Source organism: Butyricimonas hominis (assembly GCF_014287455.1).
Classification (GTDB): Bacteria; Bacteroidota; Bacteroidia; order Bacteroidales; family Marinifilaceae; genus Butyricimonas; species Butyricimonas muris.
In genome coordinates this window covers 347,871-373,785 of record NZ_JACOOH010000007.1, presented here as the reverse complement: position 1 = coordinate 373,785, position 25,915 = coordinate 347,871, and the positions used below count along the sequence as shown (strand labels likewise).

General features: G+C 41.0%; 28 protein-coding genes. All 28 read left to right on the top strand.

Annotated elements, in window-relative coordinates; translation table 11 throughout:
• Window positions 1–15 precede the first annotated feature (15 nt).
• The 28 genes from H8S64_RS16780 to H8S64_RS16645 all read left to right on the top strand — a co-directional run bounded on the left by H8S64_RS16780 (window position 16) and on the right by H8S64_RS16645 (window position 25,895).
• Entirely contained in the window at window positions 16–1,053 is a 1,038-nt protein-coding gene (locus H8S64_RS16780; protein WP_255469578.1) for a ketoacyl-ACP synthase III, read from the top strand.
• Between the two features lie 7 nt (window positions 1,054–1,060).
• Window positions 1,061–1,990, top strand: a complete 930-nt coding sequence (fabD, locus tag H8S64_RS16775; protein ID WP_186977558.1) for an ACP S-malonyltransferase — start codon at window positions 1,061–1,063, stop codon at window positions 1,988–1,990.
• 1 nt (window position 1,991) lies between these two features.
• The gene (locus H8S64_RS16770) at window positions 1,992–3,236 is read left to right on the top strand and encodes a hypothetical protein (RefSeq protein ID WP_186977556.1); all 1,245 of its coding nucleotides are present in this window, start codon (window positions 1,992–1,994) and stop codon (window positions 3,234–3,236) included.
• A 30-nt stretch (window positions 3,237–3,266) separates the two neighbouring features.
• Window positions 3,267–3,497, top strand: coding sequence for an acyl carrier protein (locus tag H8S64_RS16765; RefSeq protein WP_222621205.1), 231 nt, complete (start codon window positions 3,267–3,269; stop codon window positions 3,495–3,497).
• 12 nt (window positions 3,498–3,509) lie between these two features.
• Entirely contained in the window at window positions 3,510–3,734 is a 225-nt protein-coding gene (locus tag H8S64_RS16760) for an acyl carrier protein (RefSeq protein ID WP_099289779.1), read from the top strand.
• 4 nt (window positions 3,735–3,738) lie between these two features.
• Window positions 3,739–4,497, top strand: a complete 759-nt coding sequence (locus H8S64_RS16755; RefSeq protein ID WP_099289780.1) for an SDR family NAD(P)-dependent oxidoreductase — start codon at window positions 3,739–3,741, stop codon at window positions 4,495–4,497.
• A 5-nt stretch (window positions 4,498–4,502) separates the two neighbouring features.
• Window positions 4,503–5,261, top strand: a complete 759-nt coding sequence (locus H8S64_RS16750; RefSeq protein ID WP_186977554.1) for an SDR family NAD(P)-dependent oxidoreductase — start codon at window positions 4,503–4,505, stop codon at window positions 5,259–5,261.
• A gap of 4 nt (window positions 5,262–5,265) precedes the next feature.
• Entirely contained in the window at window positions 5,266–6,666 is a 1,401-nt protein-coding gene (locus H8S64_RS16745) for an AMP-binding protein (protein WP_186977552.1), read from the top strand.
• Between the two features lies 1 nt (window position 6,667).
• A complete protein-coding gene (locus tag H8S64_RS16740) occupies window positions 6,668–6,916 on the top strand; it encodes an acyl carrier protein (RefSeq protein ID WP_222621204.1) in 249 nt (82 codons plus the stop codon).
• Window positions 6,917–6,929: 13 nt separating this feature from the next.
• Complete coding sequence (locus H8S64_RS16735) at window positions 6,930–7,988, top strand: ketoacyl-ACP synthase III (RefSeq protein ID WP_186977550.1); 1,059 nt, start codon at window positions 6,930–6,932, stop codon at window positions 7,986–7,988.
• Window positions 7,989–8,003: 15 nt separating this feature from the next.
• Window positions 8,004–9,200 (top strand): carboxylate--amine ligase, encoded by a 1,197-nt coding sequence (locus tag H8S64_RS16730; protein WP_366482878.1) that lies wholly within the window; start codon window positions 8,004–8,006, stop codon window positions 9,198–9,200.
• 108 nt (window positions 9,201–9,308) lie between these two features.
• Window positions 9,309–10,259, top strand: coding sequence for a hypothetical protein (locus H8S64_RS16725; protein ID WP_186977548.1), 951 nt, complete (start codon window positions 9,309–9,311; stop codon window positions 10,257–10,259).
• Between the two features lie 10 nt (window positions 10,260–10,269).
• Window positions 10,270–11,121, top strand: coding sequence for a polysaccharide deacetylase family protein (locus tag H8S64_RS16720; RefSeq protein ID WP_186977546.1), 852 nt, complete (start codon window positions 10,270–10,272; stop codon window positions 11,119–11,121).
• 65 nt (window positions 11,122–11,186) lie between these two features.
• Window positions 11,187–11,816 (top strand): sugar transferase, encoded by a 630-nt coding sequence (locus H8S64_RS16715; RefSeq protein ID WP_099289802.1) that lies wholly within the window; start codon window positions 11,187–11,189, stop codon window positions 11,814–11,816.
• Complete coding sequence (locus tag H8S64_RS16710) at window positions 11,813–12,832, top strand: hypothetical protein (RefSeq protein WP_186977545.1); 1,020 nt, start codon at window positions 11,813–11,815, stop codon at window positions 12,830–12,832. Before H8S64_RS16715 ends, H8S64_RS16710 begins: the two co-directional genes overlap by 4 nt.
• Window positions 12,829–13,890, top strand: a complete 1,062-nt coding sequence (locus H8S64_RS16705; protein WP_186977543.1) for a lipid II:glycine glycyltransferase FemX — start codon at window positions 12,829–12,831, stop codon at window positions 13,888–13,890. Before H8S64_RS16710 ends, H8S64_RS16705 begins: the two co-directional genes overlap by 4 nt.
• 32 nt (window positions 13,891–13,922) lie before the next feature.
• Complete coding sequence (locus H8S64_RS16700) at window positions 13,923–14,516, top strand: MBL fold metallo-hydrolase (RefSeq protein WP_186977541.1); 594 nt, start codon at window positions 13,923–13,925, stop codon at window positions 14,514–14,516.
• A 9-nt stretch (window positions 14,517–14,525) separates the two neighbouring features.
• Window positions 14,526–15,695, top strand: a complete 1,170-nt coding sequence (locus H8S64_RS16695; protein ID WP_186977540.1) for a DegT/DnrJ/EryC1/StrS family aminotransferase — start codon at window positions 14,526–14,528, stop codon at window positions 15,693–15,695.
• Window positions 15,696–15,726: 31 nt separating this feature from the next.
• Window positions 15,727–16,500, top strand: coding sequence for a polysaccharide biosynthesis/export family protein (locus H8S64_RS16690; RefSeq protein WP_099289791.1), 774 nt, complete (start codon window positions 15,727–15,729; stop codon window positions 16,498–16,500).
• 24 nt (window positions 16,501–16,524) lie between these two features.
• Window positions 16,525–18,870: a GumC family protein gene (locus H8S64_RS16685; protein WP_186977539.1), complete on the top strand. Its 2,346-nt coding sequence runs from the start codon at window positions 16,525–16,527 to the stop codon at window positions 18,868–18,870.
• A 10-nt stretch (window positions 18,871–18,880) separates the two neighbouring features.
• The gene (locus H8S64_RS16680; RefSeq protein ID WP_186977538.1) at window positions 18,881–19,591 is read left to right on the top strand and encodes a tyrosine-protein phosphatase; all 711 of its coding nucleotides are present in this window, start codon (window positions 18,881–18,883) and stop codon (window positions 19,589–19,591) included.
• Window positions 19,592–19,798: 207 nt separating this feature from the next.
• Window positions 19,799–20,005 (top strand): DUF6132 family protein, encoded by a 207-nt coding sequence (locus H8S64_RS16675; protein WP_186977537.1) that lies wholly within the window; start codon window positions 19,799–19,801, stop codon window positions 20,003–20,005.
• Window position 20,006: 1 nt separating this feature from the next.
• On the top strand, window positions 20,007–20,354 hold the full coding sequence (locus H8S64_RS16670) for a MarR family transcriptional regulator (protein ID WP_099289795.1): 348 nt from the start codon (window positions 20,007–20,009) through the stop codon (window positions 20,352–20,354).
• A 1-nt stretch (window position 20,355) separates the two neighbouring features.
• The gene (locus tag H8S64_RS16665) at window positions 20,356–21,393 is read left to right on the top strand and encodes a TQO small subunit DoxD (RefSeq protein ID WP_186977536.1); all 1,038 of its coding nucleotides are present in this window, start codon (window positions 20,356–20,358) and stop codon (window positions 21,391–21,393) included.
• Between the two features lie 727 nt (window positions 21,394–22,120).
• Window positions 22,121–22,690, top strand: coding sequence for a UpxY family transcription antiterminator (locus H8S64_RS16660; RefSeq protein ID WP_369860453.1), 570 nt, complete (start codon window positions 22,121–22,123; stop codon window positions 22,688–22,690).
• A gap of 111 nt (window positions 22,691–22,801) precedes the next feature.
• Window positions 22,802–23,551 (top strand): hypothetical protein, encoded by a 750-nt coding sequence (locus tag H8S64_RS16655; protein ID WP_099289803.1) that lies wholly within the window; start codon window positions 22,802–22,804, stop codon window positions 23,549–23,551.
• A 19-nt stretch (window positions 23,552–23,570) separates the two neighbouring features.
• Window positions 23,571–24,881: a UDP-glucose dehydrogenase family protein gene (locus H8S64_RS16650; RefSeq protein ID WP_099289804.1), complete on the top strand. Its 1,311-nt coding sequence runs from the start codon at window positions 23,571–23,573 to the stop codon at window positions 24,879–24,881.
• Window positions 24,882–25,895, top strand: coding sequence for an NAD-dependent epimerase (locus H8S64_RS16645; RefSeq protein WP_099289805.1), 1,014 nt, complete (start codon window positions 24,882–24,884; stop codon window positions 25,893–25,895).
• The last annotated feature ends 20 nt before the right edge of the window (window positions 25,896–25,915 follow it).

Here is a 25,915-nt window from a genome sequence, read left to right as displayed (position 1 = left end):
TAAATATATAGTGTAATGAAAGTATTGATAAAGAATGTAAAGATCAAGGCTGTGGCAACTTGTCTTCCGGAGAAGACGTTTGAAATGGATTCCTTGAAAGGCGAGTACGAGGAGAAGGAGATTGATAATGTAAAGAAAACGACGGGTGTTGTCCGGGTGCACGTGGCGGGACAGAATCAAACGACCTCGGACTTATGCTTTGAAGCCGCCGAACTTTTGATAAAAAATGAAAAAATCGATCGGGATATAATTGATGGAGTTGTGTTTGTTTCTCAAACCTTTGATTATTTATATCCGGCTACCTCTGTGGTTCTACAGCATAAACTCGGATTATCGCAGGAAACCATTTGCTTTGACATATCCTACGGGTGTTCCGGATATTTGTATGGCTTATTTCAAGCGGCATCCATGATTCATTCCGGGGCATGTAAAAACGTGTTGCTAATGGCCGGAGATACGAATACAAAGATATTGAATCCGAGTAATCTCGGGGCAAGGATGGTTTTTGGCGATTGCGGTTCGGCAACGTTAATTTCAGAAGGTAATTCTTCAATCGGTTTCCATTTATGTTCCAATGGAGCGGGAGCCAAAACCGTGATAAATGTTAATGGTGGTTTCCGTCATTGGCCGGATAACGTGGGGAAATTGGATTATAGTAAGAATGCCAATAAAGGGGATGATGTTTTTGCGTTTATAGTATCGTGTGGTACCAAAAGTATTAAAACGATGCTGGAATTTATGGAATGGGATAAGGATGAAGTAGATTTTTACGCTTTGCATCAAGCGACTAAGTTTACATTGGATTTTATGAAGAAGAAGATGAAACTTGATCAAGAAAAAGCTCCTTTTAATATTAAGAATTATGGGAATACCGGACCTACGACAGTTCCTTTGGTGTTGACCGATTACGCGAATGGAATAACAAAACCGGATACACGTCAGTGGCACAAGGTCGTGTTGGCGGCCTATGGTGTCGGATTATCATGGGGAAGTGCCGCTTGTGATCTGTCGGAAACGAATATTTACAAACCGATTAACCAAGATTTGAGATAATTTTTATATGAAAGTTTTCATGTTTCCGGGGCAAGGATGCCAGCACGAAGGAATGGGAAAGGAATTGTATGACCGTTTTTCTAAAGCTAGAGATATTTTTGAAAGAGCAAACGATTTGTTGGGGAGAAGGATAACTGATGTCATGTTTTATGGTACAGAGTTGGAGTTGATGGAAACTCGAAATACACAACCTGCAGTTTTCTTGTATGAAGTTGCATTGGCTTTAGCTCAGGAAGAACTGAAGCCGGATCTGGTTGCCGGACATTCGTTGGGAGAGTTTGCCGCTCTTGTTGTAAACGGCACTATTAGTTTTGAAGATGGATTGAATTTGGTATTGCATAGGGCGTTGATTGCTCAAAAGGCTTGCGAAACAGTAAAAACAGCTATGGGGGCAGTTATCGGACTTCCCGATGAATATATAGCCCGAAGGATTAAAGAAATTTGGGATGAAACCGGAGAGCCGATTTATTTTGCCAATTATAATGGACCGGGACAAGTTGTTATTTCCGGTTCAAAAAAAGGTATTCGATTAGCTTGTAAGGCTTTTATGGCAGAAGGAGCCAAAAAGGCAGTTCCATTAATGATCGGTGGTAGTTTTCATACCCCGTATATGAAAGAAGCTCGTTTGGAATTAAAAGAACATATTGATAAAACAACTTTTCATACACCTTTTGTTCCTGTTTGTCAATGTGTGGACGGGCTATTACATTCGGAACCCGAACGGATAAAAGATAATCTGATAGAACACATTACGCATCCCGTGTTATGGACTCAAATGGTGCATAACTTGGCAAAAGAGGGGGCAATGGATTTTTATGAAGTGGGTCCGGACGATACTTTGCAAAAAATTGTAGCCCGTATGTACCCGGATAAGCGTGTATGTTCGATTTGGACGCTTCCCTTGTATGAATCCTACCAGCCATTAAGTATTCATTAATATGCAGATGAATCTTGTTAGCGGATTTTCATCTTTAGCCGGATTCCTTTGGATATTTACGGCTATAAATCCTTTTTATCTTTGGAATCCGCTTGAAAATAGATTGACAACACTCGTTGGGGTTTTGGTAGTTATAGCTACGTTGTTTTTGTATAATAGAAGAAAATTGTTTTTTACCTCAAAGAGATTATTGTTGGCTTTTTCTGTGTTTGTTTTTTTTGCTTATTTAACGTGGAGGTTGGATGATGGAATTTTAGCTACGGCAATTCGTTTTTTTATTTTTTCCCCACTGATACTGTTGGCTTTTTGGCGGAATGAGCTTCTGTACAAGGTGTATTCCCTATTTAGAAATGTAATCATTTTTTTAGCCATAGGTTCATGCGTTATCGCCATTTGTGCGGTAACGGGGATTATACAGTATTTGCCCTATTACGAGTTGGAAGCACAGTCCAACGTTCATGAAATGGCAGGTGTAACCTATCGGGTGTATGGTTGTATCGTTGTTACGGCTAAAGGAGGCTTTCTATCTTCTGTCATTCCGCGGGCGTGTGGCCCTTTGCAAGAACCGGGACACTTTGCCATTATTTTGGGTTTTATATTTTTGATAGATCGATTTGCCCGAAATAGTATCAGTAAGTGGATCGTGATCTGTGGTATGTTGACGTTTTCAATAAATTTTGTCATCCTTGCCGGATTGGGAGAGTTATATGACATGATGGTCAATAAGGTAGGATGGAGAAAGTTGAAAATTTACCTGTCTTTTTTGTTATTTTGTACGATTATCTTTTTTAGTTTAGATGAAAGTTTACAAGCACAGTTATCGTTTTTACTTTATGAAAGAAATCTAGAGCAAATTGTAGGTTCTTTTATCTCAACAAATTCTTTACAGGGGGCTTTGGATGAACGTATTAACCAAACAGGGGCTTATTACTACGAACAGTTTACTCATTCGTCCAAGGTGATATCGGGTTTAGGCAAACTTGACAGTGAAGTTGTTCTTTCTGATTATCGCGGATTAATTCTTCTTTTAGGATATATCGGTTTGATTTTATCTGTAATTTTAGCTTATACAGCTTTGTTAGGTGCTAAATTTAGACAGGGAATATTCCTGATTTGTGCGCTATTTCTGGTTTATCTTCATCGGGCATGGATGATGCACCAACCTTATATATATTTTTTGATATTTATTGCTATTTGCATGTATAATTATAGCATATATAGTAAACGAGTTTACGATTCAAAATAAAATTAGTATTAATATAATTGAGTATTTATTATGATTACATTAGATGAATTTGTGCAGAGATTTGCAGCAGAGTTTGATGAAACTCCTATTGAAACTTTTACTCCTGATACAGAATACAAAAAATTGGAAGAATGGGGATCTTTGGTAGCGCTTTCAATTATATCAATGATTGATGAGGAATTTGATAAATTCCTTACGGGAGCGGATCTGCGTTCCGTGTCTACGATTAAGGAATTATATAATTTAATACAAACTCGATAAATTGATACGGATATGCAAAATTTCATAAAACAATTTGCGGAGTTATTTGAAGAAACGGATCCGGAAGTGTTTAAGGCGGGAACAAAATTCAGAGAGTTGGATGAATGGTCTTCCTTGATTGCTTTGGCATTAATCTCCATGATTGATGAAGAGTATGATATTGTACTTAATGGAGAAGATATTCGTGATGCGGTGACAATAGAAGATTTGTATAATAAAGTGTTGGAGAAGAAATAATATCATGGGTTACAATCCATACTCTCTGGACGGGAAGGTGCTATTGATAACCGGGGCAGCCGGAGGAATTGGCAGAACTACTGCTATCGAGTGTTCAAGGTTGGGTGCGAGCTTGATTTTGACAGACATAAATGAAGAGGGGTTGAAAGAAACTTTATCTTCCCTTGAGGTTGTTTCCGGTCAAGAACATCGCTATTATAAGATTGATCTTACCGAGGAACAAGAAATAGCGGACTTGGTCGAGAATGTACCTGCTTTGGACGGGTGTGTTTGTAATGCCGGAGTCATGAAACTTACCTTAACTCAATTTATTACAATAGCCGAGATCGAAAGGGTTCAGCGAATAAACTTGATAGCCCCGATGTTATTGACAAAATATCTCGTGAAAAGGAAGAGAGTGAAACGGGGTACTTCGATTGTCTTTACGGCTTCGGCGGGTGGTGTTTTTCGGGTTTCTGTCGGGAACGGGATTTATGCTACCACTAAATGTGGAATAGATGCGTTTATGAGGACGGTGGCACTTGAATTGGGACCTAAAGGTGTTCGATGCAATAGTGTTAATCCCGGTATGGTGGAAACCAATTTAGTGCGTAATGGACAATTCACGGAAGAAGATCACCGAAAAGAATTGCAAAACTATCCCTTGGGGCGATATGGGCAACCTTTAGATGTAGCCTTGGCCGTTATTTATTTGTTATCGGATGCTTCCTCGTGGGTGACCGGAACTGCTTTAAAAATAGATGGAGGGATGACTTTAAGTTAATACTTATGGAAAGATTGTTACAAGGTAAGGTTTGTATAATCACGGGTGCTGCCCAAGGTATCGGTAAAGCTATCGTTGAGCGTTTTGCCGGGGATGGAGCGGTGGTATATGCTTTCGATCGGCAGGTTGGAGTAATGGAGCAATGGGTAGAGGCTTGTGCTGAACGTTTCGGGACAAGAGTAATACCCGTTTGTTGCGATATTACGAATAGTGCAGAGGTGAAAAGTGCGTTGATGTCAATTCACAAGCAGGAAGGAAGAATAGATGTGCTGGTGAATAATGCAGGAGTGGTTTTCAACCGGAAGATGGGAATGATTGTTCGTGATGAAACGGAATTGATGTTTCGGGTGAATGTGATCGCCGTCTTGGAGTTGGTACAACTGGCCGCCCGATTTATGGCAAGAAACAAGACCGGTTCGATTGTGAATATTGCTTCTGTGACAGCTGTATTAGGATCGCCGGGACAAGTTGCTTATTCGGCAACGAAGGGGGCGGTTATATCCTTGACAAAATCGGCAGCGAAGGAACTTGCTTCACAAGGAATACGGGTGAATGCGGTGGCTCCGGGAATCGTGGAAACGGAACGCTTCACAGAGTTGTACGAAACCACGGGAAACAAGATTGATCAACGCATAGGAAAAATTGCTCTCGGACGTTTGGGGAGCCCGGAAGACGTGGCTAATGCCTGTGCTTTTCTGGCTTCCGAGAGGGCTTCTTATATTTCCGGACAGATTTTAGGAGTGGATGGTTGTGCGTCAATATAAAGGTATGGTACTGAATATTAATAAGCATGATGCTGATTCTTTGGCGGTAGTAGATTCTGCCGGAAACAAGTTGAGATATGGGGAACTGGTGGAGTTTTCAGAAGAATTGAAACGAGAGCTCCCCAATCGTTCTCTGGTGTTCGTTTTTGCCGATAATGATGCGGGTGGGATTGCTTGGAGTATGGGATTCATAAATACCGGGATTGTCCCTTTGTTGTTGAATCCTAAGATAGATGGGGAATTATTGGAACAGCTATACTCAATTTACCAACCCGGTTATGTATGTGTTCCAAGTAGGGATGCTAAACGATTCGGTTTTGGACAGAAGTTGAGTCGTTTCGGTTATTCCTTGTTGAAAACGGGGAATATGGCTTATCCGCTACATGAGAAGTTATCGCATCTTTTACCCACGTCCGGTTCCACGGGCAGCCCGAAATTGGTGCGGCACAGTTACGAGAACGTGGAGGCTTCCGCGTTGAACATCTCGACTTTTTTTCAATTAAAAAAAAGTGATAGACCGCTACTCGTGTTACCCTTGTATTACACGATGGGGTTATCAGTTGTGTTCAGTCATTTGTTCGTTGGAGCGACTATTCTTGCCACGGATTTGAGTATGACACAGCGGGAGTTTTGGATTTTTTTTAAAGAACAAAAAGCGACGAGTTTCACGGGAGTACCTTACAGTTTCGAGATCTTGCGAATGATGCGTTTTTTCAGGATGGCTCTGCCCGATTTGGAGTTGTTGACACAAGGCGGGGGAAAACTGTCAAGGGAATTGAATCTTCAATTTGTGGAATACGCACGACAAACAGGGAAACGATGGATAGCCACTTACGGTCAGACGGAAGGAACAGCCAGAATGGCGTATTTACCGCCGGAATTTGCTTTGTCAAAGTGTGGTAGTATTGGTAAAGCTGTGCCTAACGGGGAATTGTACCTGACGGACACGGGGGGACAAGTGATCGAGGAAAATAATCGGGAGGGGGAATTGTGCTACCGGGGAAAGAATGTGACATTGGGGTATGCCTTGTGTAAGGAGGATTTGGCTTTGGGAGATACGCGAAACGGAAGTCTGAAGACGGGAGATTTGGCGTATCGGGATAGTGACGGATTTTATTATATCGTGGGGCGTACAGGGCGTTTCCTGAAGCTATACGGGACTCGGGTAGGGTTGGACGAGTGCGAGCATATCATTAAATCGAAATACCCGATAGAATGCGGTTGTGTGGGAACGGACGTGAAGATGATGGTTTACATTACGCGACCCGAACTGCAAGAACAGGTAAAAGGAGAACTGGTGGTAAAGACCGGGATTGTGGCTTCGGCTTTCGAGGTAAGGGTGATTCCCGAGTTGCCTAAGAATAACGTGGGGAAGATTTTGTATAGTAAATTGAGTAACCAATAAAATGAAAATAATAATAATGGAGCAGAAATATAACAAGGTATTCACGGAAGTCTTTGGTGTGGCAGAGAATGTTTTGAATGATGATTTTTCAAAGGATAGTGTAAAGGAGTGGGATTCCGTGCATCAATTGAATGTAATTGCATTACTGGAAGAAACGTTTGATATCATGTTTGAGCCGGAAGATATCATGGGTTTCACGTCTTATAAGACGGGCAAAGAGATATTGAGAGTGTACGGGGTGGAAATTTAACACGGTAAGACTTATGGCAAGGTGGGAGATAAAAAACGTGAGAGTGGCAGGAGTTGCGGCAGCTGTTCCTCGAAACGTGATTCATACGACGGATTTTGACTTTTTTACCCCGGAAGAAGCCGAGGTATTCAATAATACGGTTGGTATTAAGCAAAGACATCTTGCTTCGGATGATGTTTGCGCATCGGATCTGTGTTTTGCTGCTGCGGAAAAACTTTTAGCTGACTTGAAGTGGGAACGAGAGAGCGTGGATGTTTTGATATTCGAGTCGGTAACCGGAGATTATAAAACTCCGCCCACGTCTTGTTTATTGCAGGAACGGTTGGGATTTTCGGAGAATTGTTTCACGATGGATATCCCGATGGGGTGTTGCGGTTGTATGTATGCCATTACAACAGGAGGAAATTTATTATCTTCCGGTTGCGTGAAACGCGCCTTATTGCTTGTCGGGGACACGGCTTTAAGAATGGGATCCATGAAAGATAAAAGCCGAGTACCGTTGTTTGGTGATTGTGGTACGGCAATGGCGTTAGAATATGATCGGACAGCACATGACATCGTGGTTGATTTTCACTCGTACGGGAAAGGATACGAGGCGTTGATGACTCCCCACGGGGGATTTCGTCACCCGATCACGGAAGAGTCTTTCGTGTATGAAGATTTCGGGCACGGGATTGTTCGAGCACCCGTGCACACGTTGATAAACGGAATGAACGTGTTTTCTTTTGCGATTTCCAAACCGCCCAAGTCGATAGAAACCTTTATGGCGGATTATAATATTGACAGAGATCATGATATAGACTATTTTCTTATCCATCAAGCAAACAAGATGATTGTTGATCGGATTGTTAAAAAATTGAAGTTGCCATTAGGAAAGGTACCATATAATTTGGAAGAATTCGGGAATCTGGGGGGAGCTTCTATTCCCTCGTTAATGGTGACACGTTTGCGGGAACAATTGATAAAAGAAGAGAAAACTTTACTTATGTCTTCTTTCGGATTAGGATTGACTTGGGGAACCGTGTGGATGAAGTCCCAACCGATGATTGTACCCGAGTTGGTTTTGGTATAGTAATTTGAGAGTCTTGTGCAGAATAGATTTGATAAAGTTCCGGCAAACTATATGTATAATATTTTAGTACTTGATGGCGGAACGCAGGGACTAATAATAGTCAAGTCTTTACGTAAACTGGGTAACAGGGTCGTGATGATATATCACGGAAAACATTCGTACGCGGATGATTCAAAATATGTTTCGAAAAAATATTTCTGTAACTTAAAAGACGATACTGTTTTATTCTATGACTTCGTTGTTGATGTTGTAAGAAAAGAAAAGATAGATGCGGTTATTCCGATGTCAGATATGGCTTCTAAGTTTTTAAGTAAAAATAAAGAGGCATTATCACAATATGTTAGGTTCCAAGTTCCGGATTATAATGTATTTGAGAATGGATATGATAAAAACAAATTGATGAGTTTATGTAAGGCTAAAAATTATCCACATCCATTTACAATCAATTCATTAGAGAATATAGAAAAAGTCGGTAAAGAGAAATGCGTGTTTCCGCTATTAATAAAACCTAATCATACCTGTGGAGGAAGAGGCATGACGCTGGTTCATTCCTATGAAGAGTTATTGGAAAAATATCCGATAATTTATGCCCAATATGGTGATTGTCATTTGCAGAAATACATAAAACAAGGTGGAGCTCAAGTGGAAGTTCAGCTATACGTGAACGAGAAGCAGGAGTTGGTATGTTCGTCTGTCATTTATAAATATAGATGGTATCCGGAAAATGGAGGAAGTAGTTGTTGTGCCGTAACTGTTGAGAATAAGGAAGTGGTAGAGATTTGTTATAATCTGTTGAAAGATTTAGGTTGGGTAGGCTTTGCTGATTTTGATCTTATCGAAGACCCGGAAGAAGGTGATTTGAAAATCATGGAGTTAAATCCAAGAGTTCCGGCTTGCGTTAAAGCGGCGATTGTTTCGGGTATAGATTGGGGAAGAATTATTTTAGACGAGTATATGGGAAATCCTCAACAAAAATACGAGTATCGCTATGGTAAATTTTTAAGGCATATCGGTTTTGAAATGTTATGGTTCTTTTATTCATCCAAACGTTTCAATACATACCCGAGTTGGTTCCGTTTTTGGGGTAAAAATTTGTATTTTCAGGATTTAGATATTAAAGACCCATTACCTTTTATTTGGGGAACCATGCATAATATAAAAAAGCAACTAAGCCCGTCTTTTAGAAAATCTAAAGATGGAACTAGAGTTTAATGGTTTGATATTTCTTGATTGGTAACACATTTGGGTTTCTACACGAAAATGACGGATATAAAGACAGTTTTGTATACACCGGAGTGGCACGAGAGGTTATTGACTTTCATGATTGCAGAATATCCTAATAGGAGTCGATCTTATCTGGATTGGTGGTTGACTAATTTGGATCATGGAAAACAGGAAAATTGGAATAAGACCGTGATCTTGATGAATGAAAATAAGATTATTGGTTGTACAACTGCTAATGAAACAAGAATGTCATTGCATGAAGGGAAAGAAAAGAATGTTTTTTTTGTTGCGAACGTGATTATTTCCAGTCATTTCAGGGGAAAAGGATTAAGTAAAATGTTATACGGTCATATAAATCAATTTACGAATTGGTTTTCGACAGGTATTACGGATATTGCGTGGAATATACAATCTAAGCTAATGGATGTATTCATTAAGCTTGATCCGGTGAGAGTGTATATTTCATTGAATCGATTTGTTGTAACTGCCGCTTTAAAGAAAATAGGACTTTTAAGGTATAAACCCGGAGAAAATTATCCCGATACATTTGAATTAAACAAGAACGAATTATTCGTGAAAGTCGATGATGTTGAAAAAACAGATATTCCTGAAAATGGTTATTGGATGGACGATACAGTTGAGTTTGTTCGTGACAGGTCATTCTTGAAAAATAGATTCTTCAATATGTATAGGAAGGATGAGTATCATATGTATAATTATCTGATTGATGGAATAACGAAGGGGTATCTGGTCGTGAGAAAAACACGTCTTAGCGGGATTGATATGTTGTCCCTGGTGGATTTCAGGTGTAGCCGATCTATTTACGAGAGGAGAATGATGCTAGCTGTTGTAAAATTGGCAAAAATGAATAAAATAGGTATCGTTATCACCTTAACATCGAGAAATTATTCATGGATTTCATGTAACCCGTTGACAATAAAAATGAAAAAAAAATTGCATACTGCAACAGGTGATCCAAAGATGATGAGAAATGAAAATATTTTGATCACGTCAGCAGATTCAGATTTGGATTTTGTGTATTATTAAGTCAGGAATCATGAACATACTAACTTTTGATATAGAGGATTGGTGGGCGTATGAATATTATAAACTAGGCAATAAAGTTGATTGGCTGCCTCGTTTAAATGATTATTTGGAGCGTATTTTGGATATTCTTGAGGTGCATGGTTATAAAGCAACTTTCTTTATTCTTGGCGAGATGGCTCGTTGTGCTCCGGATGTCGTTCGTAAAATAGATCGGGCAGGGCATCATATAGGAAGTCATTCCAATTCTCATACTTTTTTGTATAAATTTGATTATGCCGGAGCGGAAGAAGATACACGAGTGGGAATTGATTCTATCGAGCAGTTAATAGGTAGAAAAATCACGGCTTATCGAGCTCCTGCTTTTTCAATTTCGGATGAGAACAAGTATATCTTTGAAATTTTGCATAAGTACGGGATTGAAATTGATTCTTCGGTTTTCCCGGCTAATCGTTCTTTTGGCGGTTTTAATAATTTTCAGACAGATCGGCCCGCGATAGTAGAATACAATGGGATTCGTATTAAAGAGTACCCGATCCCCATGGTCACGTTGTGTGGAAAATCCGTGGCCTATTCCGGGGGAGGATATTTTCGATTGTTTCCTTATGGCATGATTCGTTCTTTCGTGAGGGAACACGATTACGTGATGACGTATTTCCACATGAAGGATTTTGATAATAAACAGGAAAGGCGTTATAAAGGATGGGAACGAGAACCCGCTGCAATACGTTATTTTAAAACTTATTACGGGCTTAAAGGGAGTTTTGGGAAGTTTCAAAAGTTGGTCAAAGACTTTGAGTTTATTTCTCTTCAAGAAGCTGATAATTTATTTGATTGGCAAAAACAACGAATCATAAATATTTGATTTTTTTTCTATCGTGTAATAGAAAATGTTTGTGTTTTTTCTTGTTGTTATAAAATTTCATGGTGGTGTATAAATATTTTTTTAAGCGTGTGATTGACTTTATCGCAGTATTCTGTGTATTGTCGGTTATTTGGCCGATTTTAGGAATTATTGCTATATGGCTTTTTTTTGCGAACAAGGGTGCGGGAATTTTCTTTGTACAAGAAAGACCGGGTAAAAATGGAAAAATATTTAAAGTCATAAAGTTTAAATCCATGACTGATGAGCGTGATAAAGATGGAAAGTTATTACCGGATGCGTTAAGACTTACAAGAGTGGGACGTTTTATTCGCGGGACTTCGATAGATGAATTGCCTCAGCTTTTTAATGTGCTGAAGGGTGATATGTCGCTTATAGGACCAAGACCGTTAGTAATCCAATATCTCCCTCTGTATTCCGCGGAACAAAATCGAAGGCATGAAGTACGACCCGGGATTACCGGTTGGGCTCAGGTTCATGGTAGAAATTTGCTTTTGTTGAGTAAAAAATTCGAATATGATGTGTGGTATGTCGATCACTGTACCTTAATGACTGATATAAAGATTGTTTTTATTACGATTAAAAAAATCTTTACCAAAGAAAATATCGGAGAAGGTGCGGGGAATATGAAGGAAGTGGATGATCTTCATTTTTTAGAGCGGTTAAAAAAACAATGATAGAATTTGGTTCTGATTTTCATGTGATAGATAATTTCCACGGGGAAAAATCTATCGTAAACTTTTATCCTAATTCCCAATTTTTAGCGGATGGAAGACAATGTATACTCTGGCTTATTGATTATTTTAAGTGGAAACGCATTTGGATGCCGGTCTATTTCTGCTATGAGGTTGTAGATACGATAAAGAATAGTCCAGTTGAAGTTGTCTTTTATGAAGATTCGCCTTTGGCTAACGATACATCCTTGATATCTAAAATAGACTTCAAAAAAGGTGATGTTTTATTAAGGGTAAATTTTTTCGGACTTCGGGGTTTTAGAAGTAACGTTGACATACCTGTTCCTGTAATAGAAGATCATTCGCACGATTTAATTGGAGAGTGGGCACAAAAAAGTGATGCAGATTGGTGTATCGCTTCTTTGAGAAAGACGATTCCTATTCCGGAGGGGGGGATTTTATGGTCACCGAAAGGATTCTTGGGAGAGAAAATTTTTCAACGTGTTGAAGAGAATGAAAGCCTTGCCCAAAAAAGGTGGCGTGGCATGGAATTAAAAAAGTTGTATTTACAGGGGAGCATTGATGATAAGAATTGTTTTAGAAATTTATACTTAGATACTGAGAAAGAATTTGAGCGGCTTCCTGTTTCTCGTCTGGATGATAGGAGTTTAGAATATATTGCAAGTTTTGATATCGTAACGTGGTATCTTCAAAAATCCGAGAATCAAAAAAATCTTGCCCGTATCGCCTCGGCTTATTTTAAGATACTTAACACGGAGAATAGTAAATGTAATCCATTTTCATACATCCTTTTATTCGAGGATACAAGAAGACGGGATGAGGTAAGAGAAAATCTTATAAAACGGCGTGTTTACCCTGCTATATTATGGAACATTTGTGATTCCCAGTCTATTGAGATACAAAATATTGGAGATAAAATTCTTTCTGTCCATTGTGATGGTAGATACACTGAAAAAGATATAGAGGAATTGAAACAGATAATAGAATCCGTATTATGATAAACATTATTGGCTTGGAACACTCGGAACAATGGGACGAGATAGTTAAATCATTTAAAGAATATGATGTATATTATTTAAGCGGTTACGCTAAAGCCTTTCAAATCCACGGGGATGGTATACCAATTCTTGTTTATGTGGAGAGAAGCGAGTTGCGAGGAATGTGTGTGTATATAAAACGTGAGATTTCTCTTAACAAGCGTTCACGTGTATCTGAAAAAAATCAAATATTCGATCTGATTACACCTTACGGATACGGTGGTTTCCTTTTTGACGGGGCAGATAAATCAAAAATTGATGCAATGCTCGTCGAATTACAAGATTACTTCTTTAAAGAAGGGATCGTTAGTGAGTTTGTTAGATGGCATCCGCTTTTAAATAATGTGGATAGCCTTAGGGGTAAGATTGATATTATTGATTTGGGACATACTATTCATATGGATCTTACTTCTAAAGAAACTATTTGGCAGAATATTACGAGTAAAAATAGAAATACAATTCGGAGAGCGCAAAAGTGCGGAATTGTAATTCATCATAAACAGGAAAGATATTTCCTTTCAATATTTAAGGAAATCTATAATTCAACCATGCGGAAAGATAATGCTGAAGAATATTATTATTTTGAAGATGCATTTTATGATTCCATTCACTCTGATTTGAAAAATAATTACGAATTATTTTATGCGGAGATTGACGGAAAGATTATAGCAATGGCGATAATTCTTTTTGCTAACCGAAAAATGCATTACCACCTTTCCGGCTCATTGGTAGAGTACCGTAACTTAAATCCTACAAATTTACTTCTTTATGAGGTAGCATGCTGGGGGGCTGAACAAGGATTTGAAACTTTTCATCTTGGAGGTGGTTTAGGTGCTTCAAAAGACAACCTGTATAATTTTAAAGCGGCTTTTCATCGTTATGCGGCGAATCAATTTTCTATTTCTAAAATGATATATAATCAAGGCGTTTACGATTATTTAGTAAATGAACGTATAAAAGAATCGGATTCTTTTGATACAGGGTCACATTTTTTCCCTTTATATAGAAGTGGCAGTTAAGAAATACATCTCATTTTTCAGAAAAAACTTTGATGGATATTATTCAAGTGGTGAATGTTGTGTTTAATTCCAATACTTACGTTTTATTGGAAGAGGGGCATGAGTGGTGTTGGTTAGTAGATGTGGGGGATGTAGCTCCGGTGTTGGATGCTATTCCCAAGGGGGGAACGGTACGGGGAATATTTCTCACGCATACGCATTATGACCATTTATACGGGATTAATCGTTTGGTCGAATTGTTTCCGGATTGTGTTGTATACACTTCGGAAGCCGGAAAAGAAGGATTATTTTCTGATAAATTGAATTTCTCCAGATATCACGATGACCCCATTTTATTCTCAGGAAACAATTTGTGTGTATTGCATGATAATGATGAAATAGAATTATTTCCGGGGGAGTTGTTGACTATAATGGAAACCCCCGGGCACGATAGCAGTTGTTTGACTTACTACACGAAGAAAGTAATATTCACGGGAGATTCCTTTATCCCCGGCTTGAAGATTATAACATCTTTTCCTCGTAGTGACAAAGAAGAGGCTGCCCGATCACTACAATTTATTCTAAAGATTGCAGAAGGTCGAAACCTGTATCCGGGGCATGGGGAGTTTTATATTTTTAATGAATAATATATTAGAATGAATTCAAGAATTTGGATGTCTCTTGCCCACATGGGGGGAAGAGAACAGGAATTTATACAAGAGGCATTTGACACGAATTGGGTTGTACCGTTAGGTCCAAACGTGAATGCTTTTGAAAAATCTTTGCAGGATTTTTTGACAGGAAACGGCGAATCGGGAGATGGGGGCAGAAGTGTTGTGGCGTTGAGTGCGGGAACGGCAGCATTACATTTGGGGTTGATTCTGTTAGAAGTGAAGATGGGGGATGAGGTAATCTGCCAATCGTTTACCTTTGCGGCATCTGCCAATCCTATTGCCTATCTTGAAGCAAAACCGGTGTTTGTCGATAGTGAACCGGATACGTGGAATATGGATCCGGTATTGTTGGAAAAAGCGATTAACGATAGAATTGCCATGACTGGTAAAAAGCCAAAAGCCATTATACCGGTTCATTTGTATGGTATGCCCGGAAAAATGGACGAAATACTGGCAATAGCCCGAAAATACGAAATCCCTGTTTTAGAAGATGCGGCAGAGTCACTCGGATCCGAGTATAAGGGAAAAAAGTGTGGAATGTTTGGAGAGTATGCGGTACTGTCTTTTAACGGGAATAAAATAATCACGACTTCGGGCGGGGGGGCTTTGGTGTGTCCTTGTAACGATACTGCCGGGCGGGCGTTATTCTATGCCACGCAAGCAAGGGATAAGGCTCCTCATTATCAGCATTCTTGTATCGGGTATAATTATCGGATGAGTAATATATGTGCCGGTATAGGGCGGGGACAAATGTTCGTGCTGGAAGAACATATTAATAGAAGACGGGTAATACATGATTTATATGCACATCTGTTTGAAGGAATGAAAGGTGTGCGTGTGATGAGTCAACCGGAAGGTGGGGATTTTGATTCTAATTACTGGTTGACATGCATCACGGTGAATTCGAATGAAGCAGGATTTACGAGAGAAGACGTCCGTTTAGCATTGGATGCGGATAATATCGAGAGCCGACCATTGTGGAAGCCGATGCATTTACAACCCGTGTTTGCAAATGCTCCATTTTATGGCAATGGAACGAGTGAACATTTGTTCGAGATCGGCTTGTGTCTGCCGTCGGGACCAACGTTGACCGACGAGGATATCGCACGGGTGGTAAACGTCATTCGTGATTTACAAAAAACAAATTCTTGAATTTAGATCAAAAAATAATAATATTGAATATATGTATACTTGGGGTAGAATTATTTTATTCCTGTTTGGGGGAATGTTGCTCTTTTCTTGTGGTTCCCGTAAGAAAGTCGTGTATCTGCAGGATGTTGAAGTTAATAAAAGAATAAAGGCAGAGTGTGAATACAAGACCGTGATTCATACGGATGACTTATTATCTATTATCGTGTCATGTGATGATCTGGAATCGGCATTGCCCTTTAACACGCCAATGATCGGTTTGGGCAGGGAAGTAAATACCACGACTACCCAACAGATTCCGCGTGGGTATCTGGTAGATAAGAACGGGGAGATTGATTTTCCGGTTTTAGGAAAAATAAAAGTAGAAGGCATTTCGCGGAATGATTTGGCGGAATTATTAAAAGAGAAGTTGTCGGTCTACTTGAAGAATCCTATCGTGACGATTCAATTCCAGAATTTTAAAGTGACCATTTTGGGTGAAGTAAAAAATCCCGGCAGTTATAAAGTCGCTAGTGAACGAGTTTCAATATTAGATGCCCTTGGTATGGCAGGAGATTTGGGGATTAACGGTAAACGGAAAAATGTACTGGTGATGCGGGAGCAAGGTGACGAAAAAATCTTTACTCGTGTAGATTTGACATCGAGTGAATTTATCGATTCGCCTTTTTTCTATTTACAACAGAATGATGTCGTGTACGTGGAACCCAACAAGGGACGGATTGCGGGAGGAAGTGTCAGTGCTTTCTTGCCCTATATATTGTCAAGTATGTCGACAATCGTGGCTTTAATTACTTTAATCGTGAAATAGTGTAAATGAAATCGTGTTAGGTGCATGAAAACGAATAATCAGGAAAACAATTTATTACAGACGGAAGAAGAAGAGTATTTTGATCTGCGGGCTTTTTTCTATAAACTTTTGGCACGTTGGTGGTGGTTCGCAATCAGTGTACCTTTGTGTGTGGGATTCGCCCTGTACATTTGTTTTAGTTCAACTCCGGTATATAAAGTCGGGGCAAAAGTTATGATCAGTGATTCCAAAAAAGGAGAACTGGGAGTGAATCCCATGTTGAAGGAATTGGGATTTTTGCAAGGGAATATGTTGGTGGAGAATGAGATTGTTGAACTCATGTCCAAAAACTTGGTTATGGATGTGGTGAAAGAGTTGGAACTGAACATTGATTATACCCGGAGGAAGATGTTGCGGGAGGAGAAATTATATAGAAGTACTCCGATTAAGGTGCTGGTAGATATTCCCCGGAATATCAAGGACACGACAATCTATGTGATGCTCGAAAGTGCGAATAAAATAAAAGTGTATGATGCTGATAAAAATCTTGCATTCGAAGGGAAATACTCTACAGCCATCCCGATGGGAGGTTATAATATAGCAATAGAAAAAAGTGACTCTTTGGCTTCGGTAGATGATGAGATCCGGGTGGATATTATATCATACGAGTCGGCTACAACTAAATTTCACAAGCAATTGGAAGTTGCTTTGCTTGAGAAAAACACGAGTGCTGTTCAGGTTTTATTGAAAGAAACAAATCCGGAGAAAGGGAAGGATTTTCTTTACACGATGATTCGTCGTTATAACGAGAACGGGATCGGTGACAAGCAACTTGTTTCGGCTAAAACGGTAGATTTTATCAACGAACGTTTACGGGTGATCAACCAAGAATTGGGCGACATTGAAAATGATGCGGAGAGTTTTAAAAAGGCACATCAATTGACTAATATCGCCTCTGATGCGGCGTTCGTGATGGAACGTAAAAAAGTCACTGAAGCAGAGTTGTTAAAACTTGAGATGGAGATGGAGGTTGTAAAAAGCGTGAGGGCTTATCTCGAGGGGAATGAAGGAGAAGAGTTTAGAATATTGCCGGAGCGTTTGGGATTATCAGACGAGGCATTGAATAGTGGAATCAGTAAATACAACGAGTTGGTATTGCGGAGAGGGAAGTTATTGCTGTCTGCCCGCGAGAGTAATCCAATCGTAACAGGATTGGAAATGCAACTTCGGGAGTTAAAGAAAAGTATTCTCTCGGCTATCGCGAACGTGGAAAAGGGAATGGATATTAAAATTGCTAATTTAGAGCGGGAAAGCCAGCAAGTGGAGAAAAAATTGACATCTGTACCAACGCAAGAAAAACAATACCGTTCTATCGCTCGTCAACAAGAATTAAAGGAAAATTTATTCTTGTTCTTGATGCAAAAACGAGAAGAAGCCGAGATCGCTAAATTGATGTATGTGCCTATGGCGAAGATTATTGAAAATCCGGATCCGGGAGAACGACCGGTTGCACCGAGAAAAATGTTGATCTTGTTATTCGGTATGTTCATGGGGATAGCGTTGCCTGTCGGTGTGTTGTTTGTGATGGACTTGTGGGATACGAAAGTAAGGGATGCATCGGAAGTGGAGAAAGTTATACATTCACCCCTGCTGGGTACATTGCCTCAGTTACAAGATGGTAAGACTTCCGTTGATCAGGATGATTTCATGATGTCGGAATCCATGCATTTGATTCGCGAAAATCTGAATTACCTGATCAAACAAAAAGCGACTCCTGTGATTATGGTATCGTCCACGATCCCGAGAGAAGGGAAATCTCTGGTTGCGGCTCATTTGGCGAATGCTTACGCTAAGGCCGGCAAAAAAGTGGTGGTTATCGGTTGTGATTTGCGGAATCCTCGGCTGAACGAGTATTTCAAACGGGAGAATAGAAAAGGTTTGTCTGCTTATCTTGCCGGAATGGAAGATGATCCGGGTAAAATCATGGAGAAAGTGGATGATAATCTGTACGTGATATTCGGGGGAACCGTACCGCCGAATCCGACACAGTTGGTTGCTAGTCCCCGGATGGGTGAGTTGCTGGAAAATTTGAAGAAAGAGTTTTCGTATGTCATCATGGATACCCCTCCCTTGGGAATTTTAGCTGACGGTTTCTCGTTGAGCGGGTACGCGGATGCTTGTGTGTACGTGATTCGGGCAAATGTATTGGACAAAAAAGGATTGCGAGTAATTTCCGATTTGGAGAAAGGAAATCGTTTGGAAAATCTGGGAATCGTGGTGAATGGAATCAAGTTGAGTCGCTCCGGAGGCTATGGATACGGATACGGTTATGGCTATGGGTACGGTTATGGCTATGGTCAGGAAAATACAAAGAAGAAGAAGTCGAAATAATTTCTTTCCCATGGCTTGGTTTCAAAAAGAGAATAAACAGTATTTTTTTTACGAGCATGATATGCATTCCCATATATTGCCGGGATTGGATGATGGCGTGAAGACGATCGAGGAGTCGGTCGCTATCGTGAAAAGGATGTTGGCATTGGGAGTCAGAAGATTTTCTTTTACCCCTCACATCTCTTTTCCTTCACCCATGAATACCCCGGAGATCATACGGGACAGGTTGAACTTATTAAAGGAATGTCTTTTGAAAGAAGGGATTTCTTTGGATGCGGACGCGGGGGCGGAATATAAAGTAGGAGAATACATGCTGGAGTTGATCGAGAGGGATAACATCGCTTCGTTTCAAGGAAGAAGAGTTTTGATAGAACATAGTTTTGTATCTCCTTCGCCTTCTTTTGAAGAGGTCGTTTTCCGGTTACAGGAGAGAGAGTATATCCCGGTGCTGGCTCACCCCGAACGATACCCGTTTTACGCGGGATGTATACTGGAACGTGTGAATACGTTGAAAAACAGAGGGTGTAAAATGCAGGTGAATTTGTTGTCCTTTACCGGGTTCTATGGGAAAGAAGCTACGCGTGGTGCGCAGATACTGTCGGATGCAGGGGTGATAGATTACCTTTCAGGGGATATTCATTCCATGCGACAAATAGAACATTTGGAGAAATTTATGAAATCAAAGAATTCTGCTTTTTTGTTCAAACGTATGAATACTTAGCTTTATTGAAATAATAGATGATTAACAAGGAAAACCTCGGGTGAGAAAACCCGAGGTTTTTTTGTGATGTATTTTTTATCGAGAGAATTTAAATATTTTCCATTGGAAAATTGTTTTATTGGAAAATATACGATACTTTTGTATATGTGTTTCATTAGAAAAGTGAATTTATAAATTATGAAGTAATTAAAAGCAGGAGGATTGATTATGGCGAAAGTATTTTTCAAACGATATGGTTTAACTTTGTTGGGGGTTTTATTAGGGGCGTTGGGTGGTTTCTTGTATTGGCGGTTCGTGGGATGCGCGAGCGGGACTTGTCCGATCACGTCCTCACCGCTATATAGTTCTTTGTGGGGAGCCGCGATGGGAGGCTTGTTGTTGAGTATGTTTATCCCAAAAAATAAACGCGATTAGTATGGATACCTTGTGTAAGATACGGGATATGTATCGGGCAATTGCAGAATTTGAAGCTCGTTTCGAGAAAGTTTATCAATTGGGTTTGAACGAGGGGATGGTCTTGTGCTGTCTCTCCAGAATGGAAAAACTTTCTTCCGGGGAGATTGCCGAGCAATTGAATTTAACAAATTCGAATACCTCGAAAGTGATTAAATCCATGGAAAGTAAAGGTTTTATCCGACGAACCATCGGGGATAATGACAAGCGGCAGATGAATTTTTCCCTGACGTCCGAGGGAGAAATGAAAATTAGGGAAATAGAGGGGGGAAGCATTGAAATACCGGAATTACTAAAAAAACTATTATAATATGGCTTCTCTGGATAAACAAAATGTTACAGGCTCGTACGCGTTAACGGGTTTGTTCACGCTGGCTTTGCGTTTGGTGGTAGGTTGGACTTATTTTTCGGCCTTTTGGCGTCGTTTGGTGCTGGAAAACAAATTGATACCCGATACCGCCGGGTATATCGGAGAAAAGTTTAATCACTTTCTCCCGAATTCGATAGGTATAAAATCCGTTATCGAATACTTGGTTACTCACCCGGAATTGTTATGGTGGGCGATGGTTGTTTTCACGTTGGTGGAATGTATTGTGGGATTGTCTTTTATGCTCGGGTTCTTTACACGTCTGATGAGTGTGGGAGTGATGGCGTTGGCAGGAGGTATTCTACTCGGTTCCGGTTGGTTGGGAACCACGTGTCTGGATGAATGGCAAATCGGAATACTTGGTGTCGCGGCGGGATTCACGATTTTCTTGTCCGGGGGAGGGCGATATTCGGCGGATCACTTTCTACTCTCCCGAATAACGTGGTTACGTGATCGCCAATGGTCGCGATGGTTGACTTCCGGTGACTTGCCGTTATCTGTAAAACAAGTGAATCGAGTGGTCATGGTTGGTTCTGTCGCCATCCTGTTCTTGACGCTCTTCACGAATCAGGTTTTTCATAATGGTGTTTGGGGACCTTTACACAATAAATCTGTGAAACCGAAGATTGAAATTTCTGATGCAAGTATCAAACAAGGGGAATTGCAGTTTACGGTCTATCGGGTAGAGGGGGTTGATGTGTACGGCTCATTCTTGATCGGGATTACGCTAAAAGATACAGCGGGAAATATTGTGTTTGATAAAAATGGGGAAGAGTTGTCCCGTTTCCCGGGAACAGGCATTCAAAACAAGTACGTCGCGAAGGTGCAGCCCGGCAAGTATAGTCTGGTGCTCCCTTTGGGGGGAAAGGCGGAGTTGACGATCCGGGATGAGGCTATCACGGGATTACCTGTCGGAAAATACGAGTTAATCCTTACAGATATAAGCGGTATCACTTGGAATCAGGATGTTTTTGTGAAATAAGGAAGATTCTTTGATATAACTTTTAAGAGGTCGACCGGGAAGTAAAATTCTCGGTCGTTTCTTTTTTAGTTTCTTGTGTAGCTGTTTTTTTTACTGTTTTGCCGGTGATATTCAACCGTGAAGTCATGCGGGCAAGACGTTCATGTAATTTGTGTGACCAATAAGAGGACCCAATATAATCCTACCGAAGAACTAGGGTAATCAGTACATGGGGCTGTGTTTGCTATCGTGCATCTTCGGTGTTTCTATATGGAAGATAATAGGATGTACGGGGTATGAACGGAGGAAGACCGGAGATGGGGTATGATTACGGTATTACTTGGGTAGGATTACAATGGGTTCTCTCTAGGTTCAGGTATTGGATTAAATGGAATATTCTTGTTTGTAGAAGAGTGTTTAGCAATAATTTAGAGCGTATTATTTATCGATCGTTTATTGCGTTGCAAATATACATCATTTTTGTTTATCGCAAATTTTCATGACAATATTTTTTATTACTCGCAATTAGATGATTGCGGATTTGCAGATTTGATTAAAGAGTAAATTTTATTAATGTCAATAAACGATGGTTTTTTCATATTAAAATGTCGTTTGGCGAAACAGTTTTCGTGTACCTATAAGAAATATCACTGTTTAAGTGGGGTGCGTGAAACACATGGCAATAAATAATCTAAACCCGTGATAGGGTCAGTGCGCGAAGCGCATCCGGACGTAGTGTGCCGGGAAAATGGCGAGAAGGTGGAGAATCGCTTTTCGTAACAGAATCAACAATTACATGATCGAGGAGAAAAAAATACACTGGTATGTCGCTTATACGCGGGTAAATCAGGAATTATTTATCAAGAAAAAGTTGGACGAGTTGGGGATCGAGAATTTTCTCCCGCGTGAGGAGCAGGTTCGGGATACCCCGCTGGGTCGTAAGACTATTCGTGTACTTTTGATCCATGGTATGATTTTTATCCGTACGGATAAAGCCACGAGTTTCTCCTTGATTAACGAGTATTCCTTGAATATCGTTTACCTGAAAGATATAGAAGGGCGTTGTTCTTTGATTGTTCCCGACAAGCAGATGGAGAATTTCATGTTCTTGTTGGATTTTTCGCCGGGTGGCATCGAGATATTGAACAAGGACCTCAAGCGAGGTGACCGGGTGCGGGTGCTCAAAGGTCCCTTGCAAGGGTTAACGGGAGAGTTGGTACGTTTGAGAGGGCACAAACGAGTGGTGATCCGTTTGGACGGTGTGGCATCGATAGCCACGTCTTATATTCCGGGTTCCTTTCTTGAAAAAATAGAGTAGAATAGAACAATCGAATTAATTTAAGATTCATGAATTATGATTTGCGATTAAAAAAGTATCGATAAGTACAATTGAAATCATAAATCTAAAATCATAAATCAAGAAATATAAATGGAAAAAGGTTTATTTCACGATTTGTACAAGCGATTGAACATGCTTGATATCCGGGCGTATCCCCCGGGGCAATTGTCTGGCTTGTTACACGGTTACTTAACAGTGTATTCTATGGTACGGGTGTACCCGTGGTTGGAGGGGACTTTCGGTCACCCTGGTGATATTCACGAGCGGGCGAAAGAGATTGCACGGCTATACTCGGGGCAGTTGAGGAATGAGGATATTCCCGTGGATACCCGGGTGGGGTATGCGGCGGATATGATGGATGTTTATCAGGTATACTCGGACTTGGGGTACTTGAAAAATGGTGTGGATGCGGCTTACCAGATACTCTCGGTGCGGGAGAATGGTAAAATCGCTTTGCCTTGTCGGACACCGAATGTTTGTCGGTTACTGTGTAATTGTTACTATTTTGCCGGAGATGAGGTGTGTGGTGAATTGGCGGGGAGGTTGGTGATGGAAGCATTGGGATATAGGCGAGGCGGGGAACGTGATGTGTTGTTGGCGTGGTGGAGTGCTATTTGTTTGTACAATGATGTGGTCGGGGCAATGGAATTACCCAAAGAAGAACTGGAGCGGTTGAACGAGGAACGGACTCGTTTACGGGTCAGCGTGGAGCGGGAGGAGGACGAGAGGATCGAACGTTTCCGACAAGCGGGACAGGAAGCGGACTTTGGTTTGGTATCGGAGGTTTTTTATATTTTGGCGAAGCGGCAGTTCGAGGAATTGAATAAAACGTGTGGGTAGAATTATTTAATTTATAATTATGAAGATAGCGATAGTGGGAACCGGTTACGTGGGCTTGGTATCCGGGACGTGTTTTTCGGAAATGGGAGTTGATGTAACTTGTGTTGACGTGAATAAAGAGAAGATAGAACAGTTACAACATGGGATGATCCCGATTTACGAGCCGGGACTGGAAGAGATGGTACACAAAAACGTGAAGGCGGGAAGGTTGCATTTCACGACCGATTTGACCGAGGTTTTGGACGAGGTGGAGGTCGTGTTTAGTGCCGTGGGGACACCCCCTGACGAGGATGGTTCGGCAGACTTGAAGTACGTGTTGGAGGTGGCACGAACCGTGGGACGCAACATGAATAAATATCTGGTGGTGGTGACCAAAAGTACTGTACCCGTGGGAACGGCAATTAAGGTAAAACAAGCAATTCGGGAGGAACTGGAACAGCGTGGTGTGACGCTCGAGTTTGACGTGGCTTCTAACCCGGAGTTTTTGAAGGAAGGGGCGGCGGTAGAGGATTTCATGCGTCCGGACCGTGTTGTCGTGGGAGTGGAAAGTGACCGTGCTAAAGAGAGCATGACCCGTCTTTATCGTCCTTTTATGTTGACCAATGATCGGATGATTTTTACCGATATACCTTCTGCCGAGATGATTAAATACGCCGCTAACTCGATGTTGGCAACCCGTATTTCTTTTATGAACGATGTGGCGAACTTGTGTGAACTTGTTGGCGCAGATATCAATATGGTGCGTAAGGGAATCGGGGCAGATACCCGTATCGGGCAGAAATTCCTGTACGCGGGTTGCGGGTATGGCGGAAGTTGTTTCCCGAAGGACGTGAAAGCGTTGATCAAGACTGCCGAGCAAAACGGTTACGAGATGCAGGTGTTGAAGGCGGTGGAAAGCGTGAACGAGCGTCAGAAGTCGGTTCTGTTCCGCAAGTTTGTGAATCATTTTAGCGGGGATGTGAAGGGGAAAACTGTAGCGTTGTGGGGTTTGGCTTTCAAACCGGAAACGGATGACATGCGTGAGGCGCCCGCTCTGGTGTTGATTGATTTGTTGTTGAATGCGGGTGTGACGGTGAAAGTGTATGATCCTATCGCTATGGACGAGTGTCATCGCCGAATCGGGGATACGGTAGTTTACTGTAAAGATATGTACGAGGCGACGGTCGATGCGGATGCTTTAATGCTTGTCACGGAGTGGAAAGAGTTCCGGGTACCGAGCTGGAGCGTGTTGAAAAAATCGATGAATGGTCGTGTGGTGATTGATGGGCGGAATATATACGAGAGGCGGGAGCTGGAGGAGAACGGTTTTGAGTATTATAAAATAGGATAAATGAAAATACTGGTGACAGGTGCAGCCGGTTTTATCGGGTTTCATGTTGCCCGGCATTTGCTCGAGCGTGGTGATGAAGTGGTGGGACTGGATAATATCAACGATTATTACGATGTAAACTTGAAATACGCCCGTTTGGCAGAAGCGGGGATTGATAGGGAATGCGTTGAATACGGGAAACCGGTACAAAGTGTGAGGTACCCGTTATATCGATTTATAAAATTGAATCTCGAGGACCGGGAAGAATTACCGGGATTATTCGAGCGGGAGAAGTTCGAGCGTGTGATAAACCTTGCAGCTCAGGCGGGAGTCCGTTACTCAATTGAGAACCCGTTTGCTTATGTGGATAGTAATCTCGTGGGATTTGTCAATGTTTTGGAGTGTTGCAGGCATAATCATGTTCGACATCTGGTTTACGCTTCCTCGAGTAGCGTGTACGGGGCAAACGATAAAGTACCTTTCTCGGAAGACGATCGGGTGGATGAGCCCGTGAGCCTGTATGCTGCCACGAAGAAGGCGAACGAGTTGATGGCGAGTTGCTATTCCAAACTTTACGGGATGCCTGCCACTGGTTTGAGATTTTTCACGGTTTACGGTCCGTGGGGACGACCGGATATGGCGCCCATGCTTTTCGCTAAAGCGATCATGAACGGGGAGCCTATCAAGGTATTTAATCACGGGAATATGATGCGGGACTTTACGTACATCGATGATATCGTGGAGGGGATGATTCGTGTGTTGGACAAGGTGCCGGGAGTTAATAAAGATCGTCAACATAGCGTGTATAATATTGGTTGTTCCTCTCCCGTGCGGTTGATGGATTTTATTGAGAACCTAGAGCGGGCTATGGGAAAAGAAGTGGAGAAAGTTTATTTGCCGATGCAGCCGGGGGACGTGTATCAGACTTATGCGGATATTGGGAGTTTACAAAAAAATGTAGGATATAATCCGAATGTATTTCTTAAAATAGGAATAAGGGAATTTGTGAATTGGTTTAAAGGATTCTATTTGTAATGAATTAAGTGTATGTATAT